At 64.4% G+C, this 19,764-nt stretch carries 19 protein-coding genes; 10 read left to right on the top strand and 9 right to left on the bottom strand.

What is annotated here, in order from left to right; genetic code table 11:
- Positions 1-56: 56 nt before the first annotated feature.
- Both JNE37_RS09580 and JNE37_RS09585 read right to left on the bottom strand, forming a co-directional pair.
- Entirely contained in the window at positions 57-2,186 is a 2,130-nt protein-coding gene (locus JNE37_RS09580; RefSeq protein WP_203066080.1) for a putative bifunctional diguanylate cyclase/phosphodiesterase, read from the bottom strand.
- A gap of 135 nt (positions 2,187-2,321) precedes the next feature.
- A complete protein-coding gene (locus tag JNE37_RS09585) occupies positions 2,322-3,545 on the bottom strand; it encodes an argininosuccinate synthase (RefSeq protein WP_182399072.1) in 1,224 nt (407 codons plus the stop codon).
- 130 nt (positions 3,546-3,675) lie between these two features.
- On the opposite strand from JNE37_RS09585, the gene JNE37_RS09590 reads away from it, so the two are divergent.
- The 6 genes from JNE37_RS09590 (at position 3,676) to JNE37_RS09615 (ending at position 7,380) form a co-directional block, all read left to right on the top strand.
- On the top strand, positions 3,676-4,143 hold the full coding sequence (locus JNE37_RS09590; RefSeq protein ID WP_203066081.1) for an Lrp/AsnC family transcriptional regulator: 468 nt from the start codon (positions 3,676-3,678) through the stop codon (positions 4,141-4,143).
- Positions 4,144-4,171: 28 nt separating this feature from the next.
- Positions 4,172-4,822 (top strand): LysE family translocator, encoded by a 651-nt coding sequence (locus JNE37_RS09595; protein WP_035037886.1) that lies wholly within the window; start codon positions 4,172-4,174, stop codon positions 4,820-4,822.
- The gene (locus JNE37_RS09600) at positions 4,819-5,667 is read left to right on the top strand and encodes a 23S rRNA (adenine(2030)-N(6))-methyltransferase RlmJ (protein WP_203066082.1); all 849 of its coding nucleotides are present in this window, start codon (positions 4,819-4,821) and stop codon (positions 5,665-5,667) included. The genes JNE37_RS09595 and JNE37_RS09600 overlap by 4 nt, the downstream gene beginning before the upstream one ends.
- A gap of 51 nt (positions 5,668-5,718) precedes the next feature.
- Positions 5,719-6,342 carry a hypothetical protein gene (locus tag JNE37_RS09605; protein ID WP_203066083.1) on the top strand — a complete coding sequence of 208 codons (624 nt, stop codon included), beginning with the start codon at positions 5,719-5,721 and terminating at the stop codon, positions 6,340-6,342.
- Between the two features lie 43 nt (positions 6,343-6,385).
- Positions 6,386-6,955, top strand: a complete 570-nt coding sequence (locus JNE37_RS09610) for a GNAT family N-acetyltransferase (RefSeq protein ID WP_203066084.1) — start codon at positions 6,386-6,388, stop codon at positions 6,953-6,955.
- Between the two features lie 158 nt (positions 6,956-7,113).
- Complete coding sequence (locus tag JNE37_RS09615; RefSeq protein WP_035037878.1) at positions 7,114-7,380, top strand: hypothetical protein; 267 nt, start codon at positions 7,114-7,116, stop codon at positions 7,378-7,380.
- A 136-nt stretch (positions 7,381-7,516) separates the two neighbouring features.
- Here the strand turns inward: JNE37_RS09615 and purU are convergent, their stop codons facing one another.
- Positions 7,517-8,371 (bottom strand): formyltetrahydrofolate deformylase, encoded by an 855-nt coding sequence (gene purU, locus JNE37_RS09620; RefSeq protein WP_203066085.1) that lies wholly within the window; start codon positions 8,369-8,371, stop codon positions 7,517-7,519.
- A 170-nt stretch (positions 8,372-8,541) separates the two neighbouring features.
- On the opposite strand from purU, the gene JNE37_RS09625 reads away from it, so the two are divergent.
- Positions 8,542-9,042, top strand: coding sequence for a GAF domain-containing protein (locus JNE37_RS09625; protein ID WP_203066086.1), 501 nt, complete (start codon positions 8,542-8,544; stop codon positions 9,040-9,042).
- A gap of 147 nt (positions 9,043-9,189) precedes the next feature.
- Here the strand turns inward: JNE37_RS09625 and iolB are convergent, their stop codons facing one another.
- The 5 genes from iolB to JNE37_RS09650 form a co-directional block, all read right to left on the bottom strand.
- Positions 9,190-9,984, bottom strand: coding sequence for a 5-deoxy-glucuronate isomerase (iolB, locus tag JNE37_RS09630; RefSeq protein ID WP_203066087.1), 795 nt, complete (start codon positions 9,982-9,984; stop codon positions 9,190-9,192).
- A complete protein-coding gene (locus JNE37_RS09635; protein WP_035094677.1) occupies positions 9,965-10,210 on the bottom strand; it encodes a hypothetical protein in 246 nt (81 codons plus the stop codon). Before JNE37_RS09635 ends, iolB begins: the two co-directional genes overlap by 20 nt.
- 38 nt (positions 10,211-10,248) lie before the next feature.
- Positions 10,249-11,166: a myo-inosose-2 dehydratase gene (iolE, locus tag JNE37_RS09640; RefSeq protein ID WP_203066088.1), complete on the bottom strand. Its 918-nt coding sequence runs from the start codon at positions 11,164-11,166 to the stop codon at positions 10,249-10,251.
- Positions 11,167-11,176: 10 nt separating this feature from the next.
- The gene (gene iolD, locus JNE37_RS09645) at positions 11,177-13,021 is read right to left on the bottom strand and encodes a 3D-(3,5/4)-trihydroxycyclohexane-1,2-dione acylhydrolase (decyclizing) (protein WP_203066089.1); all 1,845 of its coding nucleotides are present in this window, start codon (positions 13,019-13,021) and stop codon (positions 11,177-11,179) included.
- A 346-nt stretch (positions 13,022-13,367) separates the two neighbouring features.
- Entirely contained in the window at positions 13,368-15,293 is a 1,926-nt protein-coding gene (locus JNE37_RS09650; protein ID WP_203066090.1) for a bifunctional 5-dehydro-2-deoxygluconokinase/5-dehydro-2-deoxyphosphogluconate aldolase, read from the bottom strand.
- A gap of 196 nt (positions 15,294-15,489) precedes the next feature.
- Between JNE37_RS09650 and iolG the strand changes: the two genes are divergently transcribed.
- Positions 15,490-16,479, top strand: coding sequence for an inositol 2-dehydrogenase (gene iolG, locus JNE37_RS09655; protein ID WP_203066091.1), 990 nt, complete (start codon positions 15,490-15,492; stop codon positions 16,477-16,479).
- A gap of 334 nt (positions 16,480-16,813) precedes the next feature.
- On the opposite strand, the gene JNE37_RS09660 is transcribed toward iolG, so the two are convergent.
- Positions 16,814-17,668 (bottom strand): MurR/RpiR family transcriptional regulator, encoded by an 855-nt coding sequence (locus JNE37_RS09660; protein WP_203066092.1) that lies wholly within the window; start codon positions 17,666-17,668, stop codon positions 16,814-16,816.
- Positions 17,669-17,925: 257 nt separating this feature from the next.
- Between JNE37_RS09660 and JNE37_RS09665 the strand changes: the two genes are divergently transcribed.
- Both JNE37_RS09665 and JNE37_RS09670 read left to right on the top strand, forming a co-directional pair.
- A complete protein-coding gene (locus JNE37_RS09665; protein ID WP_182399085.1) occupies positions 17,926-18,714 on the top strand; it encodes an ATP-binding cassette domain-containing protein in 789 nt (262 codons plus the stop codon).
- Positions 18,711-19,697 carry an ABC transporter permease gene (locus JNE37_RS09670; protein WP_246513607.1) on the top strand — a complete coding sequence of 329 codons (987 nt, stop codon included), beginning with the start codon at positions 18,711-18,713 and terminating at the stop codon, positions 19,695-19,697. Before JNE37_RS09665 ends, JNE37_RS09670 begins: the two co-directional genes overlap by 4 nt.
- Positions 19,698-19,764 lie beyond the last annotated feature (67 nt).

The raw sequence follows: 19,764 nt of genomic DNA on the forward strand, positions 1-19,764 counted from the left end.
CGAAAAGATGTGTCGGAAACAAGATATTTCGGCGCAGGGCAGCCCTGCGCCCCATATCAGGACGCCTTGCGCATGGCCCCGAGGCGGTCGGCTTCCGTGGCGAGAAGCTTGCGGATGGCGCTCGCTTCGATGGGCGGGCTGAACAGGAAGCCCTGCACTTCGTTGCAACCCTGGTCGCGCACGGCCTTCAACTGCTCCTCGGTTTCGACCCCTTCGGCGGTGGTCGACATGCCGAGCGAATGCCCCAGCCCGATCACCGCCTTGATGATGGCTAGGCTATCGCTGCGCCCGTCGAGGTCGCGCATGAAGGAGCGGTCGATCTTGATCTTGTCGAAGGGGAAGGAGCGCAGGTAGGAGAGCGAGGAATAGCCGGTGCCGAAATCGTCCATCGAGATGCGCACGCCCAAGGCGCGCAGTTCGTGGAGGGTCTTGAGCGTGGATTCGTTGTCGGCCAGGAGCAGCGATTCCGTGATTTCGAGTTCGAGCCGGGTCGCCGGCAGGCCGGTTTCGGCGAGAACCGCACGGACCGTTTCCCCGAGCTTGCGGTTCTTAAACTGGATGGGCGAGAGATTGACCGCCACCCGGATACCGGACGGCCAGGTGGCGGCGGCGCGGCAGGCCTGGCGCAGCACCCATTCCCCGATCTGGACGATGAGGCCGGTCTCCTCGGCGATGGGAATGAACTCGGCCGGCGAGATGGTGCCGAGCTCGGCGTGGTCCCAGCGCAGCAGCGCCTCGAAGCACGTGACGCGGTTTTCCTTGAGGCCGACCAGCGGCTGGAACACGAGACGCAGCTCGTCGCGCGACAGCGCCACACGCAGGCCCTGCTCGATCGTGCGGCGCTTCTGGAGGTCGGCATCCATGCCGGGCTCGAAGAAGTGATAGGCCGAGCGGCCCTCGCTCTTGGCCTTGTAGCAGGCGAGATCGGCATTCTTCATCAGCGTATCGGTCAGGGCGCCATCGCCGGGCGCCATGGCGATGCCGACGCTGGCGCCGATAAGGATATGGTGGCCCTGGATCTGGAAGGGTGCCGCGATCACCTTGACGATGCGCTCGGCCACCCGCGCCGCATCGGCCGGATGCTCGACCGGGCGCAGCAGCAGGGAGAATTCGTCTCCCCCGAGCCGGGCGAGGATATCGGTCTCGCGCGTCGTGCCCCAGAGGCGGGCGGAGACCTGCTTTAGGACCTCGTCGCCGATGGCGTGGCCCAGGGTATCGTTGACTGCCTTGAAGTGGTCGAGGTCGATGCAGAGCACGGCCGCCTTCTCGCCGCGCTTGAGCCCGCTTTCGAGCGAAGCCATCTCCTCGAGGAACTGGATGCGGTTGGGCAGGTCCGTCAGCGCGTCATGGCGCGCCAGGTGGCGGATGCGTGCCTCGGTCTGGCGCTGCTCGGTTATGTCCTCGTGGGTCGAGACCCAGCCGCCATCCTTCATGGGATGGTGCTGCATCATGATGGTGCGGCCGTAGAGCTCGTGGATGTTCTTGCCGTATTCGCCCTTGGCGATGACGTCGCGGCGCCACTGGATATAGCCCTCGCGATCTTCCATCGCGCTCATGCCCTGGTCGAACAGCCAGCCGAGGATGTCCTCGAGCTGCGTGCCTGGGCGCAGATAGTCCTCGGGCAGGTTGTAGATGCGCTGGTAGGGCTGGTTGCAGATGACGAGCCGACCCTTGGGGTCGTACATGCAAAGGCCCTGCGAGATATTGTTGACCGCCGCGTCCAGCCGGATGTTCTGCCGTTCGAGTTCGCGGCGGCGACGCTGGACGATCTCGTTCTTTTCAAGCTCTTCGGTCACGTCCTCGTGCGTCACCACCCAACCGAGGCCGGGCGCGAAGACATGGGCGCTCTCGACCGTGCGGCCGCCGGCCAGCGTCTCGCGCTCCTTGGCGCGGGCGCCGCTGCGATTGGCCAGCAATTGATGGGTATAGGCTTCGTAGAACTCGGAAACGCCCTGTCCCGGGTGGTTGCCCAGGCGCGCGGAGAGCTCGACGATCTCCTCCAGCGTCATGCCCTTGCGGATGGCCTTGGCCGAGAAGCCATAGATGTCCAGGTAGTGCCGGTTCCACATCACGAGGCGGAACTTCGGACTCCAGACACAGAAGCCATATGGAATGCTTTCGAGGGCCGCATCGAGCAAAAGCCCGCCGGCCTCCCCTGCCTGCTGGTCCCCCAAACCCGCCTGCATCCGGTCATCCTCGATTTTTCGTTCCCCCAAAACGAGCGGCTAGGCTAGCCGCCCCGACTTAATGGGTACTTAACCGGAGAGGATGACCACGACCCCATGTAAATGGGGAGGCCCGCCGGGAGGCGGGCCTTATGGTTAATTGCCGGCCTTCTTGTTGCGAGCGGCCCAGGTCTTGAGGCGCAGGCCGTTGAGGCGGATGAAGCCGGCAGCATCCTTGTGGTCATAGGCCACGGCGCCTTCCTCGAAGGTCACGAGGTCCATCGAGTAGAGCGAATTGGGCGAGGAGCGCGCGATGACGTTGGCCGAGCCCTTGTAGAGCTTCACCGTCACTTCACCGGTGACGTAGCGCTGGGTGTGGTCGATCGCGGCCTGGAGCATTTCGCGCTCGGGGGCGAACCAGAAGCCGTTGTAGATGAGCTCGGCATATTTGGGCATCAGCTCATCCTTGAGATGCGCCTCGCCGCGGTCGAGCGTGATGGATTCGATGCCGCGGTGCGCCGCCAGCAGGATGGTGCCGCCCGGGGTCTCGTAGAGGCCGCGCGACTTCATGCCGACGAAACGGTTCTCGACGAGGTCGAGCCGGCCGACACCATGCTTGCCGCCCAGCTCGTTGAGCTTGGTGAGCAAGGCAGCGGGGGAGAGCTTCACGCCATTGACCGAGACCGGGTCGCCCTTCTCGAAGCCGATGGTGATGATCTCGGGCTCGTTCGGGGCCTTTTCGGGATCGACCGTGCGCTGGGCGACATAGTCGGGCGCCGGGATGGCCGGGTCTTCCAGCACCATGCCTTCGGACGAGGTGTGCAGCAGGTTGGCGTCGACGGAGAACGGGGCCTCGCCGCGCTTGTCCTTGGCGATCGGGATCTGGTTCTTCTCGGCATAGTTGAGCAGCGCCGTACGCGAGCGCAAATCCCATTCGCGCCAGGGCGCGATGACCTTGATCGAGGGATCGAGCGCATTGGCGGTCAGCTCGAACCGGACCTGGTCGTTGCCCTTGCCGGTGGCGCCGTGGGAAATGGCGTCGGCGCCGGTTTCCTGGGCGATCTCGACGAGGCGCTTGGCGATCAGCGGCCGGGCGATCGAGGTGCCGAGCAGGTACTGGCCTTCATAGACGGTATTGGCGCGGAACATCGGGAAGACGAAGTCGCGCACGAATTCCTCGCGCAGGTCCTCGATGCGGATATCCTTGATGCCGAACATCTCGGCCTTCTTGCGCGCCGGCTCGAGCTCTTCGCCCTGGCCGAGGTCAGCGGTGAAGGTCACCACTTCGCAATTGTAGGTTTCCTGCAGCCATTTGAGGATGATGGAGGTGTCGAGGCCGCCCGAATAGGCAAGCACGACTTTCTTGATGTCATTGGCCATGGTGATGGTCTGTTTCCCGTTCTGATCGCGACACGATACACCAGCGGCAAAGCAATATTCTTGCGATAACGTCAAGCCTGGGCCACAAGGTGGCATTATCTGCCAATGCCGCATGCCTGAAAGCCGGAATATGCCAGATTCGCTCGATGCCATCGATCGCCGCATCCTCAAAGCATTGCAGCGCAACGCGCGCATGTCCAATGTCGAGTTGGCCAACGAGGTCGGCCTCTCGCCCTCGCCGTGCCTCAGGCGGGTGCGCCTGCTCGAGGAATCTGGGGTCATCGACCAATATGTGGCGGTGCTCAACGGCGCCAAGGTCGGCATTGGTCTCACCGTCTTCGTGCGGGTGTGGTTCAAGACCCAGGATGCAGCCGTGACCCATCAGTTCGCCGAGACGGTGCGCAACTTCCCCGAAGTGGTCGAGTGCTACCTCACCACTGGCGAATGCGACGCAATCATGCGAGTGGTAACCGCAGATCTTCATGCCTATTGGCGCTTCCAGGCCGACTATCTCACCCGTATTCCAAGCGTGCAGAGCGTCAAGACCGACGTGCCGATGGAAACCATCAAGCGAAGCTACGAGCTGCCTCTGGGTTGAGGCCGGCGCGGGCCGAGCGGAGCCGACAATGCCCCCATTCCTTCCCGATCCCTCGGTGATCCTGGCCTTTGCGCTGGCAACGATCGTGCTGGCCATCACGCCCGGCCCCGACATGGCCCTGCAATTGAGCCGCGCCATCAATTACGGCCGCGCCCATGGCGTGGCGGCGATGTTCGGCGCCATGACTGGAATTCTCGTGCACACGACGCTCGTCGCCTTCGGCATTTCCGTCCTCATCATCGCCGCCCCGCCGCTGTTCCTGGCGCTCAAGATCGTGGGCGCGCTTTATCTCCTCTGGCTCGCCTATCAGGCCATCGTCCATGGCGGCGGGCTGCGCATCGCCGAGGCTGCCAAGAAACCGCCGACGGTCTGGCAGAGCTTCATGACCGGCATCGGCATCAATCTGCTCAACCCCAAGGTCGTGCTGTTCTTCGTGACCTTCCTGCCCCAGTTCGTGGATGCCCACGATCCGGCGGCGACCGGCAAGCTCTTCTTCCTCGGCGGCGAATTCGTGCTGCTCTCGATCCCGCTGGGGCTCCTCACCGTGCTCATGGCCGATTGGCTCGCCGCGGCCTTCAAGCGTACCAAGTGGGTCGAGCGCGCGCTCAACTGGTCGTTCGCCGCCATCTTCACGGCCTTCGCGGCCACCATTCTCACCGCACAGGCGCGCCACGGATGAATTATCGCCACGCCTTCCATGCCGGCAATTTCGCCGACGTGGTCAAGCACCTGATCCTCACCCGCATCCTGGCCTACCTGGCCCTGAAGCCGGCCGCCTACCGCGTGCTCGATACCCATTCGGGCGTTGGTCTCTACGACCTGCGGGGCGAGAAGGCCTCCAAGACTGGTGAGTGGGAGGAAGGGATCAAGCGCGTTTTCGACCGACCGCTCGAAGGCGAGGCGGCGAATCTGGCCGCGCCCTACCTCGATATCGTGCGCAGCTTCAATCCGAATGGCGGGCTGCGCTACTACCCGGGCTCGCCCTTCATCACCCGCCGAATGCTGCGTGAGCAGGACCGGCTCTTCGCCCTCGAACTCCATCCGCGTGACGTCATGGCGCTCAAGGAGAATTTCGCCGGTGACATCCAGGTGCGTGTCACCGAACTCGACGGCTGGGCGGCTCTGGGCACGCATCTGCCGCCCAAGGAAAAGCGCGGCCTGGTGCTCATCGACCCGCCCTTCGAGGAGCCCAACGAATACCCGCGCATGGTCAGCGCCCTCGAAAAGGCCCACAAGCGCTTTCCCAACGGGGTCTTCGCGCTCTGGTATCCGATCAAGGACCCGCGCGATGCCGAACGCTTCGCCGCCGATCTCAAGGCCACCGGCATCCCGAAGATCCTGCGCACGGAACTGACCATCCGCGCCGCCTCGACGCCGCCGCGCCTTCACGGCACCGGCATGGTGATCGTCAACCCACCCTATACGCTTGAAAGCGAACTCAAGGTGCTGTTTCCGGCGCTGGCCGGGCTGCTGGCGGACGAGGGCAGGGGACGCTATCGTATCGACTGGCTGGTGGGGGAATAGGAGCTTCCGGCGCCCGCCGACGTTATGGGGCAGGTGTGGGAGAGAGCATCTATGTCCGTACTGCCCCGATTGGCCAATGCGCTCGGCCGCAATGACGAAGCGCCCAATGTCGCGCTGGCCGAGAGCCTGGCGGCAAGCGGAGACGAGGCCGGCATTGCCGAATTGGTCGGCGCTATCGGCTCGGGTCCGCAGGCGGTGCGCAACGATGCCATCAAGGCGCTCTACGAGTTGGGCGAACGCCGCCCGGAGCTTCTGGCGCCGCATTGGCAGGCGCTCTTCGCCGCGCTCAAGTCCCGCAATAACCGCATGGTCTGGGGTGCACTCACCGCCATTGATACCATCACCGCCGAGCGCAGCGCCGATATTGCCGCGCGCCTTCCCGAAGTCCTCGAGGCGGCCGCCGGCAGTTCGGTGATCGCGCGGGATAGGACGGTCTCGATCCTCGTCAAGCTCGCCGAGGCCGGGCATCAGGCGCGGACGCTGCCCATCCTCCTCGATACGCTGCGCACTGCGCCGGACAACCAGTTGCCGTCCTACGCCGAAGCTGTCGGGCCAATCATCGGCCGCGACAATATCGAGGAGTTTCGCGCCATTCTCGAAACACGCCTCCGCGGTATGGAGCAGAAATCCAAGCGGGTGCGCATCGAGAAAGTGCTGCGGCGTCTGCCGCGTTGAAACCGGGTCGCCTGACCCTCAGCATTCCGGCAGGGTTTTGGCCATGACCACGACCGTTTCCAAAAAGCTCGACTTCCGCCCCGTCACCGCCATCAATGCCGCCGATTTCGAGGCGCTGTTCATGGCGCCCGGCGGTCCCAAATTCTGCTGGTGCATGGTCTGGCGCGCTACCGCGGCAGAGGGGCGCGGGCGGAACACGTCGAGCGAGAAGCGCCATGGCCAGATGTCGGGGCGCATTGCCGGCGGTATGCCGGTTGGCCTCCTCGCCTACGACGCAGGCCTGCCGGTCGCCTGGGTATCGATCGCGCCCAAGGCGACCTATCAGCGCCTCAAGGGCCCAGATCCCTCGCCGGGCGAAGTCGTGTGGTCATTGGCCTGCATGTTCGCGCGGCGGCAATGGCGCGGGCAGGGCATCGCCCACCAGCTCATCGCCGCCGCCGTCGCCCATGCCCGCTCCGAGGGTGCCAATGTGGTCGAGGCCTATCCGGTGGCGCCCGACGCACCGTCCTATCGGTTCATGGGTTTCGTCCCGGCTTTCGAACGAGCCGGGTTCGAGGCCGCCGGCATGGCCGGCAAGCGGCGTCACGTCATGCGATTGAGCATGGGCCGTTAAGAAAACGGCAACCATAAGCAATAGTTTTCCAAAGCCGGTACAAAGTCTTAACAAGACCTTTACGTTTGGCACGTTGGCTGCAACGTAGCGGGTAGGGCCGCGTTTCGGGTGATCCGGGACGAAACACTTGGCCCGAACCGATACAGGAACGGCCAAACATGTCCCAAAACGAGACAAGCCACAGCCAGGACTTTTCCCGCTACCTCCCCGTGGCCACCGAGGCGCGCGCCGAGCGCCCGTCCTTGGTCCGCATCAGTTCGGATGCGACGTTTCTCAGTCAGATGATTGCAGAGCGCCAGCGCCTGCCGCTGCAGCGCGAAAAGCGCCGTGCACCGGTGGACGAAGCCGTCGGCGCCTACGCGACCGGCGCCACCCGCTCGGTTCGCCGCATGCCGGCGGGCTATCGCCACACGGGCGTCGCCTGAGGTTTTTGGCTTTTAAGTGCGGTGGTTGGCGCAGCGCGCCTGGTACACGCTCCACCCCCGCAAGGGGGCTAGGCTCGAGCAACAAACCTCACCCTGGGGAGGGCCAGGGAGGGGAAAGGCCACGCGCCCTGTCGTCCTACCCGAACACCACCGTCTTGCGCCCATTGAGCATGACCCGGCTCTCGAGGTGCAGTTTCACCGCCCGCGCCAGCACCCGGCTCTCGACGTCACGTCCCGTCGCAATCAGGTCGTCCGGGCTCATGGCGTGGTTCACGCGTTCGATTTCCTGCTCGATGATCGGACCTTCATCCAGGTCCGGCGTCACGTAATGCGCCGTCGCCCCGATGATCTTGACCCCGCGCTCATGGGCCTGGTGATAGGGCTTTGCGCCCTTGAAGCTGGGCAGGAACGAGTGGTGGATATTGATCACCTGCCCATAGAGTCGCGTCGAGAGCTTGTCCGAAAGGATCTGCATGTAGCGCGCCAGCACGACGAGATCTGCCCCCGTTTCCTTGAAGAGTTTTAGGACTTCCTCTTCCTGGGCGGCCTTGTTGTCCTTGCTGACCGGCAGCACGTGATAGGGAATGCCTTCGTATTCTGCGGTCTTGCGCGAATCCTCGTGGTTGGAGATGATGGCCACCACCTCGGCATCCAGCCAGCCGACCCGGATCTGGTAGAGCAGGTGCAGCAGCGCATGGTCGAACTTGGAGACCATGACCAGGATTTTCTTCTTCTGGCTCTGGTCGATCAGTTCGGTCCGCATGCCGAAGCGCTCGATGGCCGGCTTGAGCGCCTTGTCGATTGCCTCGCGCGCCTCGCCATCTGGCGCAGTGAACGCCAGACGCATGAAGAAGCGCCCGGTCTCGCGATCCCAGAACTGGTTGGATTCGGCGATATTGGCATTGAGGGCGGCGAGTTCGGTCGTGACCGCCGCCACGATACCCGGCCGGTCCTCGCAGGAGAGGGTGAGGATGAAATTGCTGGCCGGCATGTGTGCGCTCCCCATAGTGATCGGCGGCGATATGCGAGCCTAGAGCAGCAACAGTCAAGGGGAAGCCCCAGTCACTGATCTTGCTCACTGACCGCGCCCACATGCCGCCTTAACTTCCCGACGTGCCCGGCCTATATCTCCCCCACTGCCACCGAACCCAAGTCCCAAAAATGTTCCAACCCGCTCCCGCCGCCGATGCCTTTGCCAGCAAATCCGAGCTCTACGCCGAACTCGCGCTGCAACTCACTGGCCTCTTCACCGGCGAGCGCGACAGGATCGCCAATGCCGCCAACATGTCGGCGCTGATCTTCGCCATGCTGCCCGATCTCAACTGGGCCGGGTTCTACTTCCTCAACGCGGCGGGCGACGAGCTGGTCGTCGGGCCCTTCCAGGGCAAGCCGGCCTGCGTGCGCATCGCCATCGGGCGCGGCGTCTGCGGCACCTCGGTGGCCGAAAAGCGCTCCATCGTCGTCCCCGACGTTTTCGCCTTCCCCGGCCACATCGCCTGCGACGCCGCCTCGCGCTCCGAACTGGTGGTGCCGCTGCTTAAGGACGGCAAGGTCATCGGCGTTCTCGACCTCGACAGCCCCAATCCGGGCCGGTTTGATGAAGAAGATCGCGCCGGGCTGGAGAAGGCCGCGGCGATTTTCTTGGACGCCAGCGACTTCTAGAAAGACCCCTCATCCGGCCTTCGGCCACCTTCTCCCCGACGGGGCGAAGGCGATGATGCACGATCGCGCCCCACCACCCACCTCGCCCCCTCGGGGAGAGGTCGCCGCGGAGCGGCGGGTGAGGGGTGGCCAGCAACACCGGCCGGCCTACTTCACCAGCCACTCATGCTCAGGCGCATTGTAGAATTTCCACGTGCGCTTCGGCCCGGCCATAACGTTGAGGTAATAAAGATCATACCCGTGCGTCGCCGCCACCGGATGATAGCCCTTGGGCACCAGCGTCACGTCGCCGTCTTCCACCACCATCGCCTCATCGAGGCTGCGGTCATCGGTATAGACCCGCTGAAACCCGAAACCCTGCGGCGGGTTGAGCCGGTGGTAGTAGGTCTCTTCCAGAAAGCTTTCGTGCGGCAGGTTGTCGGTATCGTGCTTGTGCGGCGGATAGCTCGACGTATGGCCGCCCGGCGTAATCACTTCCACCACCAACAGAGAGTCCGCCGGGTCGGTCTCAGGCAGGATATTGGTCACGTAGCGGGTATTGGTGCCGGTGCCGCGCGTGATCTGCGGATTGGTCCCCGGCGGGATCAGTCGGGCCGGCAGCGTGCCGCCGGCGCCCGGCGCCGAGCACACGGCCAGTTCCAGCTCCGTCGTCGCCTCGACGCTCCACTCGGCCCCGGCCGGCACATAGACCGCATAGGGTGCGCCCTCGAAGGGCGACATGCGCTCGCCGATCTCGCCGAAATCTTCGCCGCCGCCCGAGATTTTCGCCCGGCCCGAAACCAGCACGAGGCAAACCTCGCGGGTGCCGGTCTTCTCGCTCGCCGTCTCGCCGGGTTTGAGCTTGAAAAGCTCGAACCCGACATAGGTCCAGCCCGCGCTTTCCGGCGTCACCGACACCACGCGGCCGGAAGTCCCCTTCGGCCTAACTTTTAGGTTTGGCATTCTTGCGGGCCTCCTCGAGCGCCTTGTCGAAATTGATGAAGAAGGTCCAGACGCCATAGACCAGCATCACCAGCGAGATGAGGCCCCAGAACTGGTCGTGGTTGTAAAGCCATTCCCAGAGCGTCCAGCAGGCGATGGCGGCGACCACGATCACCCGGCGATAGACCGGTTCGAACCAGCCCAGCGTCATGAAACCCGGCTTTTCCGGCTGCTTGTCGTCCGTCATCGCATCCTCCTCGGTGGAAAGGGCTTTCTAGCCCTCCCTCAGCGGGTCGGAAAGCCCTGCGTCTCGACCGTATAGCCGGCGGCGTTCATCACCCGCATCAGTTCGGCATGCCCGACCTGCGCCATTCTGAGCGGCGGGTTCTTCTTGGGGTCCTGCTCGGCCTCGACCACGAACCAGCCTTCATAGCCATGGTCCGCAAAGCGCTGCACGATGGCGCCGAAGTCCAAAGAACCATCGCCCGGCACGGTGAAGGCGCCGAGTGCCACGGCATCGAGGAAGCTCTGCTTGCTGCGATCCAGCCCATCCACCACGGCGCGGCGAATGTCCTTCACGTGCACGTGGTTGATGCGCGCATGGTGATTGTCGATGGCCCGCAGCACGTCCCCGCCGGCAAAGGCCAGGTGCCCGGCATCGAGCAGCAGCGGAATGCCCGGACCCGACGCCGCCATGAAGGCATCCAGCTCCGGCTCGGTCTCGACCACGGCCGCCATATGGTGGTGATAGGAAAGCGGCATGCCCTGCTCGGCGCACCATTCCCCGAAGGCCGTCACCTTTTTGGCATAGGCCTTCATCTCGTCGTCCGAAAGCTTCGGCTTGGTCGCCAGCGGCTTCGACCGATCCCCCTGGATCGAGCGGCCGACTTCGCCATAGACGATGCAGGGTGCGTCGACGGCCTTGAAGAGCTCGATCATCGGCGCGATGCGGTCCTTGTTGGCCGCCAGCTCCTCGTTGACCAGCGTGCCGGAAAACCAGCCGCCGCACAGCGTCACGTCGGCGGCGCGCAGGATCGGCAGCATTACCTCGGGATCGTCCGGGAAGCGCCGCCCCTTCTCCATGCCGGTGAACCCGGCCGAGCGCGACTGGCGCAGGCATTCCTCGAGCGAAACGTCGTCGCTCAGCTCCACCAGGTCGTCATTCCACCAGGCGATCGGGGACATCCCCAGTTTGGCTTTCATGCTTTTGGTCCTAAACGTGCTTTTGGTCTTTTAGCGCCTGCTCGTAGTCTTTTCGCGCCGCATTCACCTGCTTGCGGTCCGAGACTTCGGGCACCGCCACATCCCACCAGGCGCCGCCCGCCTCGGTGGTGATCAGCGGATCGGTGTCGATGACCAGCACCGTGGTCCGCGTCTCCCGCTCGGTCTCTTTCAGCGCCGCTTCGAGCTCGGCAATCGAGGCCACCTTCCTGGCTACCGCCCCCATCGAGGCGGCGTGCGCCGCAAAATCGATCTGCGGCAGCACCTCGTGATAGGTGTCCTTGAGCAGATTGTTGAAGTTGGCCCCGCCGGTGGCCATCTGCAGCCGGTTGATGCAGCCATAGCCGGCATTGTCGAGCAGCACGATGGTGAGCTTGGCCCCCAGCATGATCGAGGAGGCGATCTCCGAGTTCAGCATCATGTAGCTGCCGTCGCCCACCATCACCACGACGTCGTCATAGGGCCGCGCCAGCTTGACGCCCAGGCCCCCCGCGATCTCGTAGCCCATGGTCGAAAAGCCGTATTCGAGGTGATAGCTCCCCGGCCCCTTGGCCTGCCAGAGCTTGTGTAGCTCCCCCGGCAGCCCGCCCGCCGCGCAGACGAGAATGGCATTGTCCCGCGCCCGCTGTACCGCGCCGATCACCTGCGCGTCGGACGGCAGTTCATTGGTCGGCGCCGTCGCCCGCCCCGCCGCTTCCAGCCATTCGGCCTTGCCCTTGAGGGCGCTGTCGGTCCAGTCCTGGTCGGCCTGCCAGCCGCCGAGCGAAGCATCGAGCGCTTCGAGCGTCGTGCGCGCATCGCCCACCAGCGGCATGGCCCCGTGCTTGCCGGCGTCGAATGGCTGCACGTTGAGCCCGACGATTTCGAGATCCGCGTTGCGGAACAGCGCCCAGCTGCCGGTGGTGAAGTCCTGGAGGCGCGTGCCCACCGCCAGCACCAGGTCGGCTTCTTCCGCCAGCTGGTTGGCCGCCGATGTTCCGGTCACGCCCACCGAGCCCATATTGAGATAATGGTCGTGCGGCAGGCTCGATTTGCCCGCCTGCGTCTCCATCACCGGCAGTCCGTGGTTTTCCGCAAAGGTGCGCAGCGCGTCGGAGGCTTCCGAATAGAGCACCCCGCCGCCCGCGATGATCACCGGTTTTTTGGCCTTTTGCAGCGCTACAGCCGCCGCGGCGAACTCGTCGGCGTCCGGCAGCACCCGCCGCGTCCGCCAGACTTTTTCCTCGAAAAAACTCTCCGGGTAGTCATAGGCCTCGGCCTGCACATCCTGGCAGAGGCTGAGCGTCACCGGCCCGCACTCGGCGGGGTCCGTGAGAACCTCCATCGCCCGCCGCAAGGCCGGCATGATCTGCTCCGGCCGCGTGATGCGGTCGAAATAGCGCGAGACGGTCCGAAAACAGTCATTGGCCGAAACCGTGCCGTCGCCAAAATTCTCGATTTGCTGGAGCACCGGGTCGGGTCCGCGATTGGCGAAGACATCGCCCGGCAGCAGCAGGATCGGCAGGCGGTTGACATGGGCGAGCGCCGCCGCCGTCACCATGTTGAGCGCGCCCGGCCCGATCGAGGACGTCGCCGCCATGAACCGCCGCCGGAAACTCGCCTTGGCGAAGGCGATGGCGGCATGGGCCATGCCCTGCTCGTTCTGGGCGCGAAAAGTCGGCAATTCCTCGCGCACCGCATAAAGCGCCTCGCCGACACCGGCGACATTGCCATGCCCGAAAATGGCGAAGACGCCGCCGAAGATCGGCACCTTCTCGCCCTCGATCACCGTCATCTGCCGCGTCATGAACCGCGCCAGGGCCTGGGCCATGGTCAGTCGTACGGTCTTCTGGCTCATGGCCGTTTCCTCTCCGCCAGGTGCTCCTGGCTCACCCCCACCCTTGTTCCCTCCCCACAAGGGGGAGGGAGACCGTGGGGCTCGTTCTCGCCAAAACCCTCCCTCCCCCTTGTGGGGAGGGCCGGGGTGGGGGTGAGCCCCAGACTCATTCTCTCGGGGCCCCAAGCCCCCTCATCCGCCCTTCGGGCACCTTCTCCCCGACGGGGCGAAGGCCCTGCGGCTCGATCTCGCCCAATTCCAGAACCTGGAACCTTGAGTTCGAACCCCGCCCCACCCCCCTCTTAACCTCGCCCCGTCGGGGAGAGGTCGGCCGAAGGCCGGGTGAGGGGGAGCCCCAGCCGCAATGCTAGCCCTCTACAGGCCCCGCAACCCGCTCCCAAATCCCCATAAGCGCCGCAAACCTTCCAGCCATATCAGCCACCGCCTGCTCATCACTCATATTCCCAGCAAACCACGCCTTGGCCGCATCGGCAAAGATCGTCCGCCCGACGGCAAAGCCCTTAACCGCCTTGGCCGCCTGCGCCGCCTCAAAACCCTTTTCGAGTTCATCCTGCGGCGCATCGAGCCCCAGCAGCACCACGCCCCGGCACCAGGGATCGTTGGCCTCGATCACCCCATCCACCGCGCGCCACGCCGCCTCGCTCTTCTGGGGTTCGAGCTTCCACCAGTCCGGCTTGATTCCGGCCGCATAAAGCTCGGTCAAAGCCCGCGCCACCGTGTCGTCCTCGAGCGCGCCGTGCTTGCCGGCAATGATCTCGACCAGAATGTCGCGCCCGACTTTTCGCGCCGCCTCATAGGCCGTGCGCAGCTTTTCGGTCTGGGTGCGCTTCAGCTCAGGCTCGTCGTCGGGGTGATAAAAGCAAAGCACCTTGATGCAATGGTCCACCGGCCATTCCACCAGCCGGCTCCCCACATCCTGCGAGAACTCGAATTGCAGCGGCCGGCTCCCCGGCAGCTCGATCGGCTTGCCGATCCAGAATTTTTGAAATTTTGTCGAGGCGAAGAGGGCATCGCGGCCGTATTTGTCGTCGAGCAGCATGCCGAAGCCGTCGCGGTCGCCGGCCACCCGCGCCGCCGCTTCCACCGCCAGCGCCTTGAAGGCGGGAATGCGCTCGGCCTTGTCGCCGGCAATGGCTTCGAGCTGGGAGCGGTGGTCGATGGCAAGCGCCATCAGCCGCGGATAGTGCCGCCGCCGATTGGTCGCCCAATGCAGGTGGTTGAGGCTTTCGTCCTTGCGCAGCGCCTTCTCCTTGGACCCATTGGCCAGGAAATAGGAAAGCTCCTCCCAGCTTGGATATTCGGGCGCGCAGAGCAGGCGCGAGACGGCAAAGGCCCCGCAGGCATTGGCCCAGGTCGCCGAGACCGCATGCGGCTCGCCGCGCAGCCAGCCGCGCAGAAATCCCGACATGAAGGCGTCGCCAGCGCCCAGCACGTTAAAGACCTCGATGGGAAAACCCTTGCCGACAATGCCCTGTTCGAGATCGTCGGAAATGGCGCCGTCATAGACGATGCAGCCCATCGGCCCGCGCTTGAGCACGATCACCGCGTTGGTGAGGGCGCGAATGGTCTTGAGCGCGGCCACCAGCGTCGCTTCGCCCGAGGCGATCAGCACTTCCTCCTCGGTGCCGACGATCAGGTCGCAATCGGCCAGCACCGATTTGTAGACCGCCGAAACGCCGTCCGATTTCACATAGCGCTCAAAGCCCGCCTCGTGCCCGCCGAGCCCCCAGAGGTTGGGCCGGTAGTCGATGTCGAACACGACCTTGCGCCCATGCGCCTTGGCGATGGAAATGGCCTTCTTCTGCGCCGCCGCGCTATGTGGTTTGGAAAAATGCGTCCCCGTCACCACGATGGCGCGGGCGCTGGCAATGTGCGCCTCGTCGATATCGCCTTCATCGAGCGCCATATCAGCGCAATCGGTGCGATAAAAGATCATGGGCGAAACGCCCTCGGCCTCGACCGAGAGCAGCACCAGAGCCGTCAGCCGCTCCCTGTCGGTCGCCACGCCGGCCACGTCGACGCCCTCGCGAAGCAGCTGCTCGCGGATGAAGCGTCCCATCTGTTCGTTGCCGACGCGGGTGATAAGCCCGGATTTGAGCCCCAGCCGCGCCGTACCGACGGCGATATTGGTGGGACAGCCGCCGACCGATTTGGCGAAGCTGCCGACGTCTTCCAGCCGGGTGCCGATCTGCTGGCCGTAAAGGTCCACCGAGGAGCGGCCAATGGTGATCACGTCGAGCCTGGGCTCGCTTTGACGTTCCTCACCGGCCATGCTTGGCTCCCCTTCGGAAAAGTATTGGACAGGCTTTTGCCGTCGCTATATGCCTAGGCCGAAATGAAACATCAATTCTGAATTATCGTCAATTCAGAATGTTTGTTCTGTTTTGGACGATGGGAGCCGCGGCCGGAAGAGGCCGTTCATCTTCGTTCAGAATCCATTCAGATTCCCGGCTTTTTGGAGGCATGGCATGGTGCGGTTTGGTGTTCTTGGGGCAGGGCGTATCGGCAATGTCCACGCGCAGACACTGGCGAATTCGGGGCGGGCCAGTGTCGCCTATATCGCCGACGCCATGCCCGACGCGGCCAGCGCGCTGGCCGGCAAGGTTGGCGCCAAGGTCGCCTCGGTCGCCGACGTGATCGCGGCCAAGGACGTTGATGCCATTCTCATCGCCACCCCCACCGACACTCATGCCGACCTCATCGAGGAAGCCGCCCGCGCCGGCAAGGCCATCCTTTGCGAGAAGCCGGTTTCGCTTTCGGTCGAACGCATCGAAAAGTGCCTGCCGGTGGTCGAAAAGGCCGGCGTGCCGCTGATGATCGGCTTCCACCGCCGCTACGATCCCAATTATTCGGTGCTCGAAAAGCGCCTGCGCAACGGCGAGATCGGCGACGTCGAAATCGTCACCATCGCCTGCCGCGATCCCTCCGCCCCGCCTGTCTCCTATATCGAGCGCTCGGGCGGCCTCTATCGCGACATGATGATCCATGATTTCGATATGGCCCGGTTCCTGCTCGGCGAAGAGCCGGTCGTCGTCCATGCCTTGGGCGGCAACCTCGTCGATCCCGCCATCGGCAAGGCCGGTGACATTGACACCGCCGCCGTCCATATGCAGACCGCCTCGGGAAAAATCGCCGTCATCACCAATTCCCGCCGCGCCACCTACGGCCACGACCAGCGCATCGAAGTGCATGGTTCCAAAGGGCTTTTGCGCGCCGGGAACGTGCATGTGACGACGGTGGAAAAGGCCGACGAAAGCGGCTGGATCGAAGACAAGATCCCGTTCTCGTTTATCGAACGGTACGAAGAAGCCTACCGAATCGAGATCAACGCCTTCCTGGATTTTCTGGAAAAAGGCCAGCAGCCGACGGCCTCGGGCTATGACGGCCTGATGGCCCAGAAGCTGGCGGAAGCGGCCACGGAATCGCTCAAGACCGGGCAGGCGGTCAGGATCAAATAGGGTCTGGGGCTCACCCCCCTCCCAGCCTCCCCCGCAAGGGGGGAGGTGCTCCGACCGAGCCGGCCGTACCCAACGTGCCTCCCTGCACCACCCGCGCCGGCACGTCACCTCCCCCCTTGCGGGGGAGGGACAGGGTGGGGGTAGCCAAAAGCTCGATTCCCGCGCCACCCCGCACTGACGGCCCCCCACCCCCGCTCTTCCCCGGCGAAGGCCGGGGCCCACGGATCGCTCCACACACGCTGCGCACTGCAATAGGCCCCGGCCGTCGCCGGGGAGTTCGCGTTCGTTGATCGTTCGTTGAAAGCGCGCCGCCAGCCGGCGCAACCCGCGCAGATTACTCCGCCCGTTTCCCCGCCACCGCCACGCTCAGCGCCATGGCCAGCGCCATGGTTGCCGCCATCGAGCGGAAACCCTCGAAATTGGCCTCGACGATCTCGAGGCAAACCGCGGCTTTTCCCGCAATCGGCGAGAACGGGCTGTCGGTCACCGAAACCAGCGGCGCGCCGCGCTCGACTGCCGCATTGGTCAGCGCCACGGTTTCGGAGGCATAGGGCGTGAAGCTGATCGCCAGCACGGCGTCATCGGCGTCGATGAAGCTCGCCTGTTCGGCGCCGAGCCCGGCCACGCCATCCACGAGGATGTGCCGGATGCCCAGCTTGCCCATGGCATAGGCCATGTAGGAGGTGATGGGGAACGAGCGGCGCAGCCCGATGAGATAGATGGTCTTGGCTCCGGCCAGCACCTCGATGGCGCGATCCAGCGCCTCCGGTTCGAGCCGGGCGCGATAATCCTCGACGCTGCGTTCGGCGGCATCCAGGAACCCGGCCAGCACCAGGCCCGCCTTGCTGCCCCCCAGCCCATGCTCCCTGAGCTGGGCCAGCCGTTCGTCGTAGCTCGGCACCTTTTCGCGCAACCGTGAGCGGAAAACGTCCTGCAGGTCCGAAAAGCCCTGGTAGCCCAGCGCCTGGGAGAAGCGCACGAGGGTCGAGGGTTGCACCTCGGCCTTCGCGGCGATGCCGGCGGCGGTGCCGAAGGCGATTTCGTCCGGATTGTCGAGCGCGTAGCTCGCCACCTGCGTCAGGCGCCGCGGCAGCTTTTCCCAGCGCGCCGCGATCAGGGCCCGCAGCGCGGAGAAATCGCGCGGGGCGCCGTTGTCCTGGGTGTCGCTATCATCGGTGGAACTGCTCATCGCTGCCTTCCTCCTCCCCGCGCCGGCCCGGCGTCAATGGTCGGGCGGGTTTATCCCCGGAATGCCTGTTCCAGGCTAGAATTCCCCGCTGCCCCGCCCTTGCCGGCGCTCTATCGGAGAAATTCCCGAAATCGTCATCAGGGGGACCAATAATGTCCCTTGACCTTTGCAAAATACGTGGAATAAATATTCCAAGACAAGATAAAAAGCAGCGTTTGTTCCAATTGGAATGACGAATGCTTGAGGGGAGGAGCGGAATGGCGGAAACGTCATCCACGCCGCTACTGGAGGCCAAGGGCATCTCCAAGTATTTCGGCGCGATCACGGCCCTGCATAATGTCAATTTTCACGTCGCCCACGGCGAAGTGCTCGGCGTCGTCGGCGATAATGGCGCCGGCAAGTCGACGCTGATGAAGATTCTCTCGGGCCTCTACACGCCCAGCGAAGGCCAGCTCTTCTTCGATGGTCAGCCGGTGCAGTTCTCCAGCCCCAAGCATGCCCGGGCCCTCGGCATCGAGATGGTCTACCAGGATTTTGCGCTGGCCGGGAACATGCCGATCTACGAGAACATCTATCTGGGCCGCGAGCCGGGCCGGAAGCTCGGGCCGCTGACTCTCATCAATCACCACGAAGCGCGCGAGATGGCGAGTCGCCACCTCGACAATCTCAAGATCCACGTCAAGTCGATCGACCAGAATACCGAGGAACTCTCGGGCGGTCAGCGTCAGGCCGTCGCCATCGCCCGCGCCACGGCGTTTTCAGCCAAACTCGTCATCATGGACGAGCCGACGGCGGCCCTCGCCATCAAGGAGGTCGGCAAGGTGCTCGACCTCATAAAAAGCCTCAAGGATCACGGCGTCGCCGTCATCATCATCTCGCACCGCATGGACGACATCTTCTATTGCTGCGACAGGGTGATGGCGCTCTATCAGGGCACCAATTTCGCCGATGCGCCACTGGACAAAACCCACCGCAACGAAGTCATCGGCTGGATCATGGGTACCAAGGGCCATACCGACAGCCTCGCCCATGACAGGCTGCAATGATGTTCCATAACCCGCGCCTCGCCAAGTTCCTGGATACCTACGGCATCATTATCGTGGTCGTGGTGATGATGGCCATCCTTGCCGCCATCAAGCCCGGTGTGTTCCTGTCGGCCGAGAACCTCACCAATATCTTGAAGCAAAACGCCTCGCTGGCGCTCCTGGCGCTGGGCATGTTCGTGGTCATCGTCACCGCCGGCATCGATCTTTCCGTCGGCTCCACCATGGCCCTGGCCATGGTGACGCTGGCCATTGCCAGCAAGGCGGGCGTGCCCTGGCCGCTGGTGCTGCTCATCGGCCCCGCCATCGGCATCGCCATGGGCCTCATCAACGGCCTTGGCCTCACGCTGCTGCGCCTGCCGCATCCTTTCATCATGACGCTGGGCACGCTCAACATCGCGCGCGGCCTCACCTATCTCGTCACCAACGGCGCCCCGGTTTCGGGCCTCCAGCCCGAAGTGCGCTATCTGGGCCAGGCCTATTATGACCTGGGCATCTTCGCCCCGCCGGCCGGCATTCCGGCCAGCCTCATCGTGGTGCTGGTCTGCGCCATCGCGCTCTGGTGGTTCCTCGCCAAGACCTCGACGGGCCGGCACATCTTTGCCATCGGCGGCAACCCGCATGCGGCGCGGGTCTCGGGCATCAATGTCGATGCGGTGCTGGTCCTCGTCTACGTGCTCTGCGGGTTCTTCGCGGGCCTGGCCGGGCTGCTGCTCGCCGGCCGCACCGATAGCGGCTTTCCGAACGCCGGCATCGGCATCGAGCTCGACGCCATCGCCGCCGTCATCATCGGGGGCGCCTCGTTCTTCGGCGGGCGCGGCACCGTGCTGGGCGTGCTGGCGGGCGTGCTCATCATGGGCATCCTGCGGAACGGGCTCAACATCAACAACGTTTCGGCGTTCTGGCAGATGATCCTGATCGGGCTCGTCATCATCATCGCCGTCTATATCGACGTGCTACGCCGCCGCGCGGCTTTGCGCAGCTGAGTTTACCAATCGTCGCCTGTAACCGTCTCCGGACGGGCGGCGCACAAGACGAGGCGGAGACAGAAGG

The organism is Paradevosia shaoguanensis (assembly GCF_016801025.1).
GTDB lineage: Bacteria > Pseudomonadota > Alphaproteobacteria > Rhizobiales > Devosiaceae > Paradevosia > Paradevosia shaoguanensis.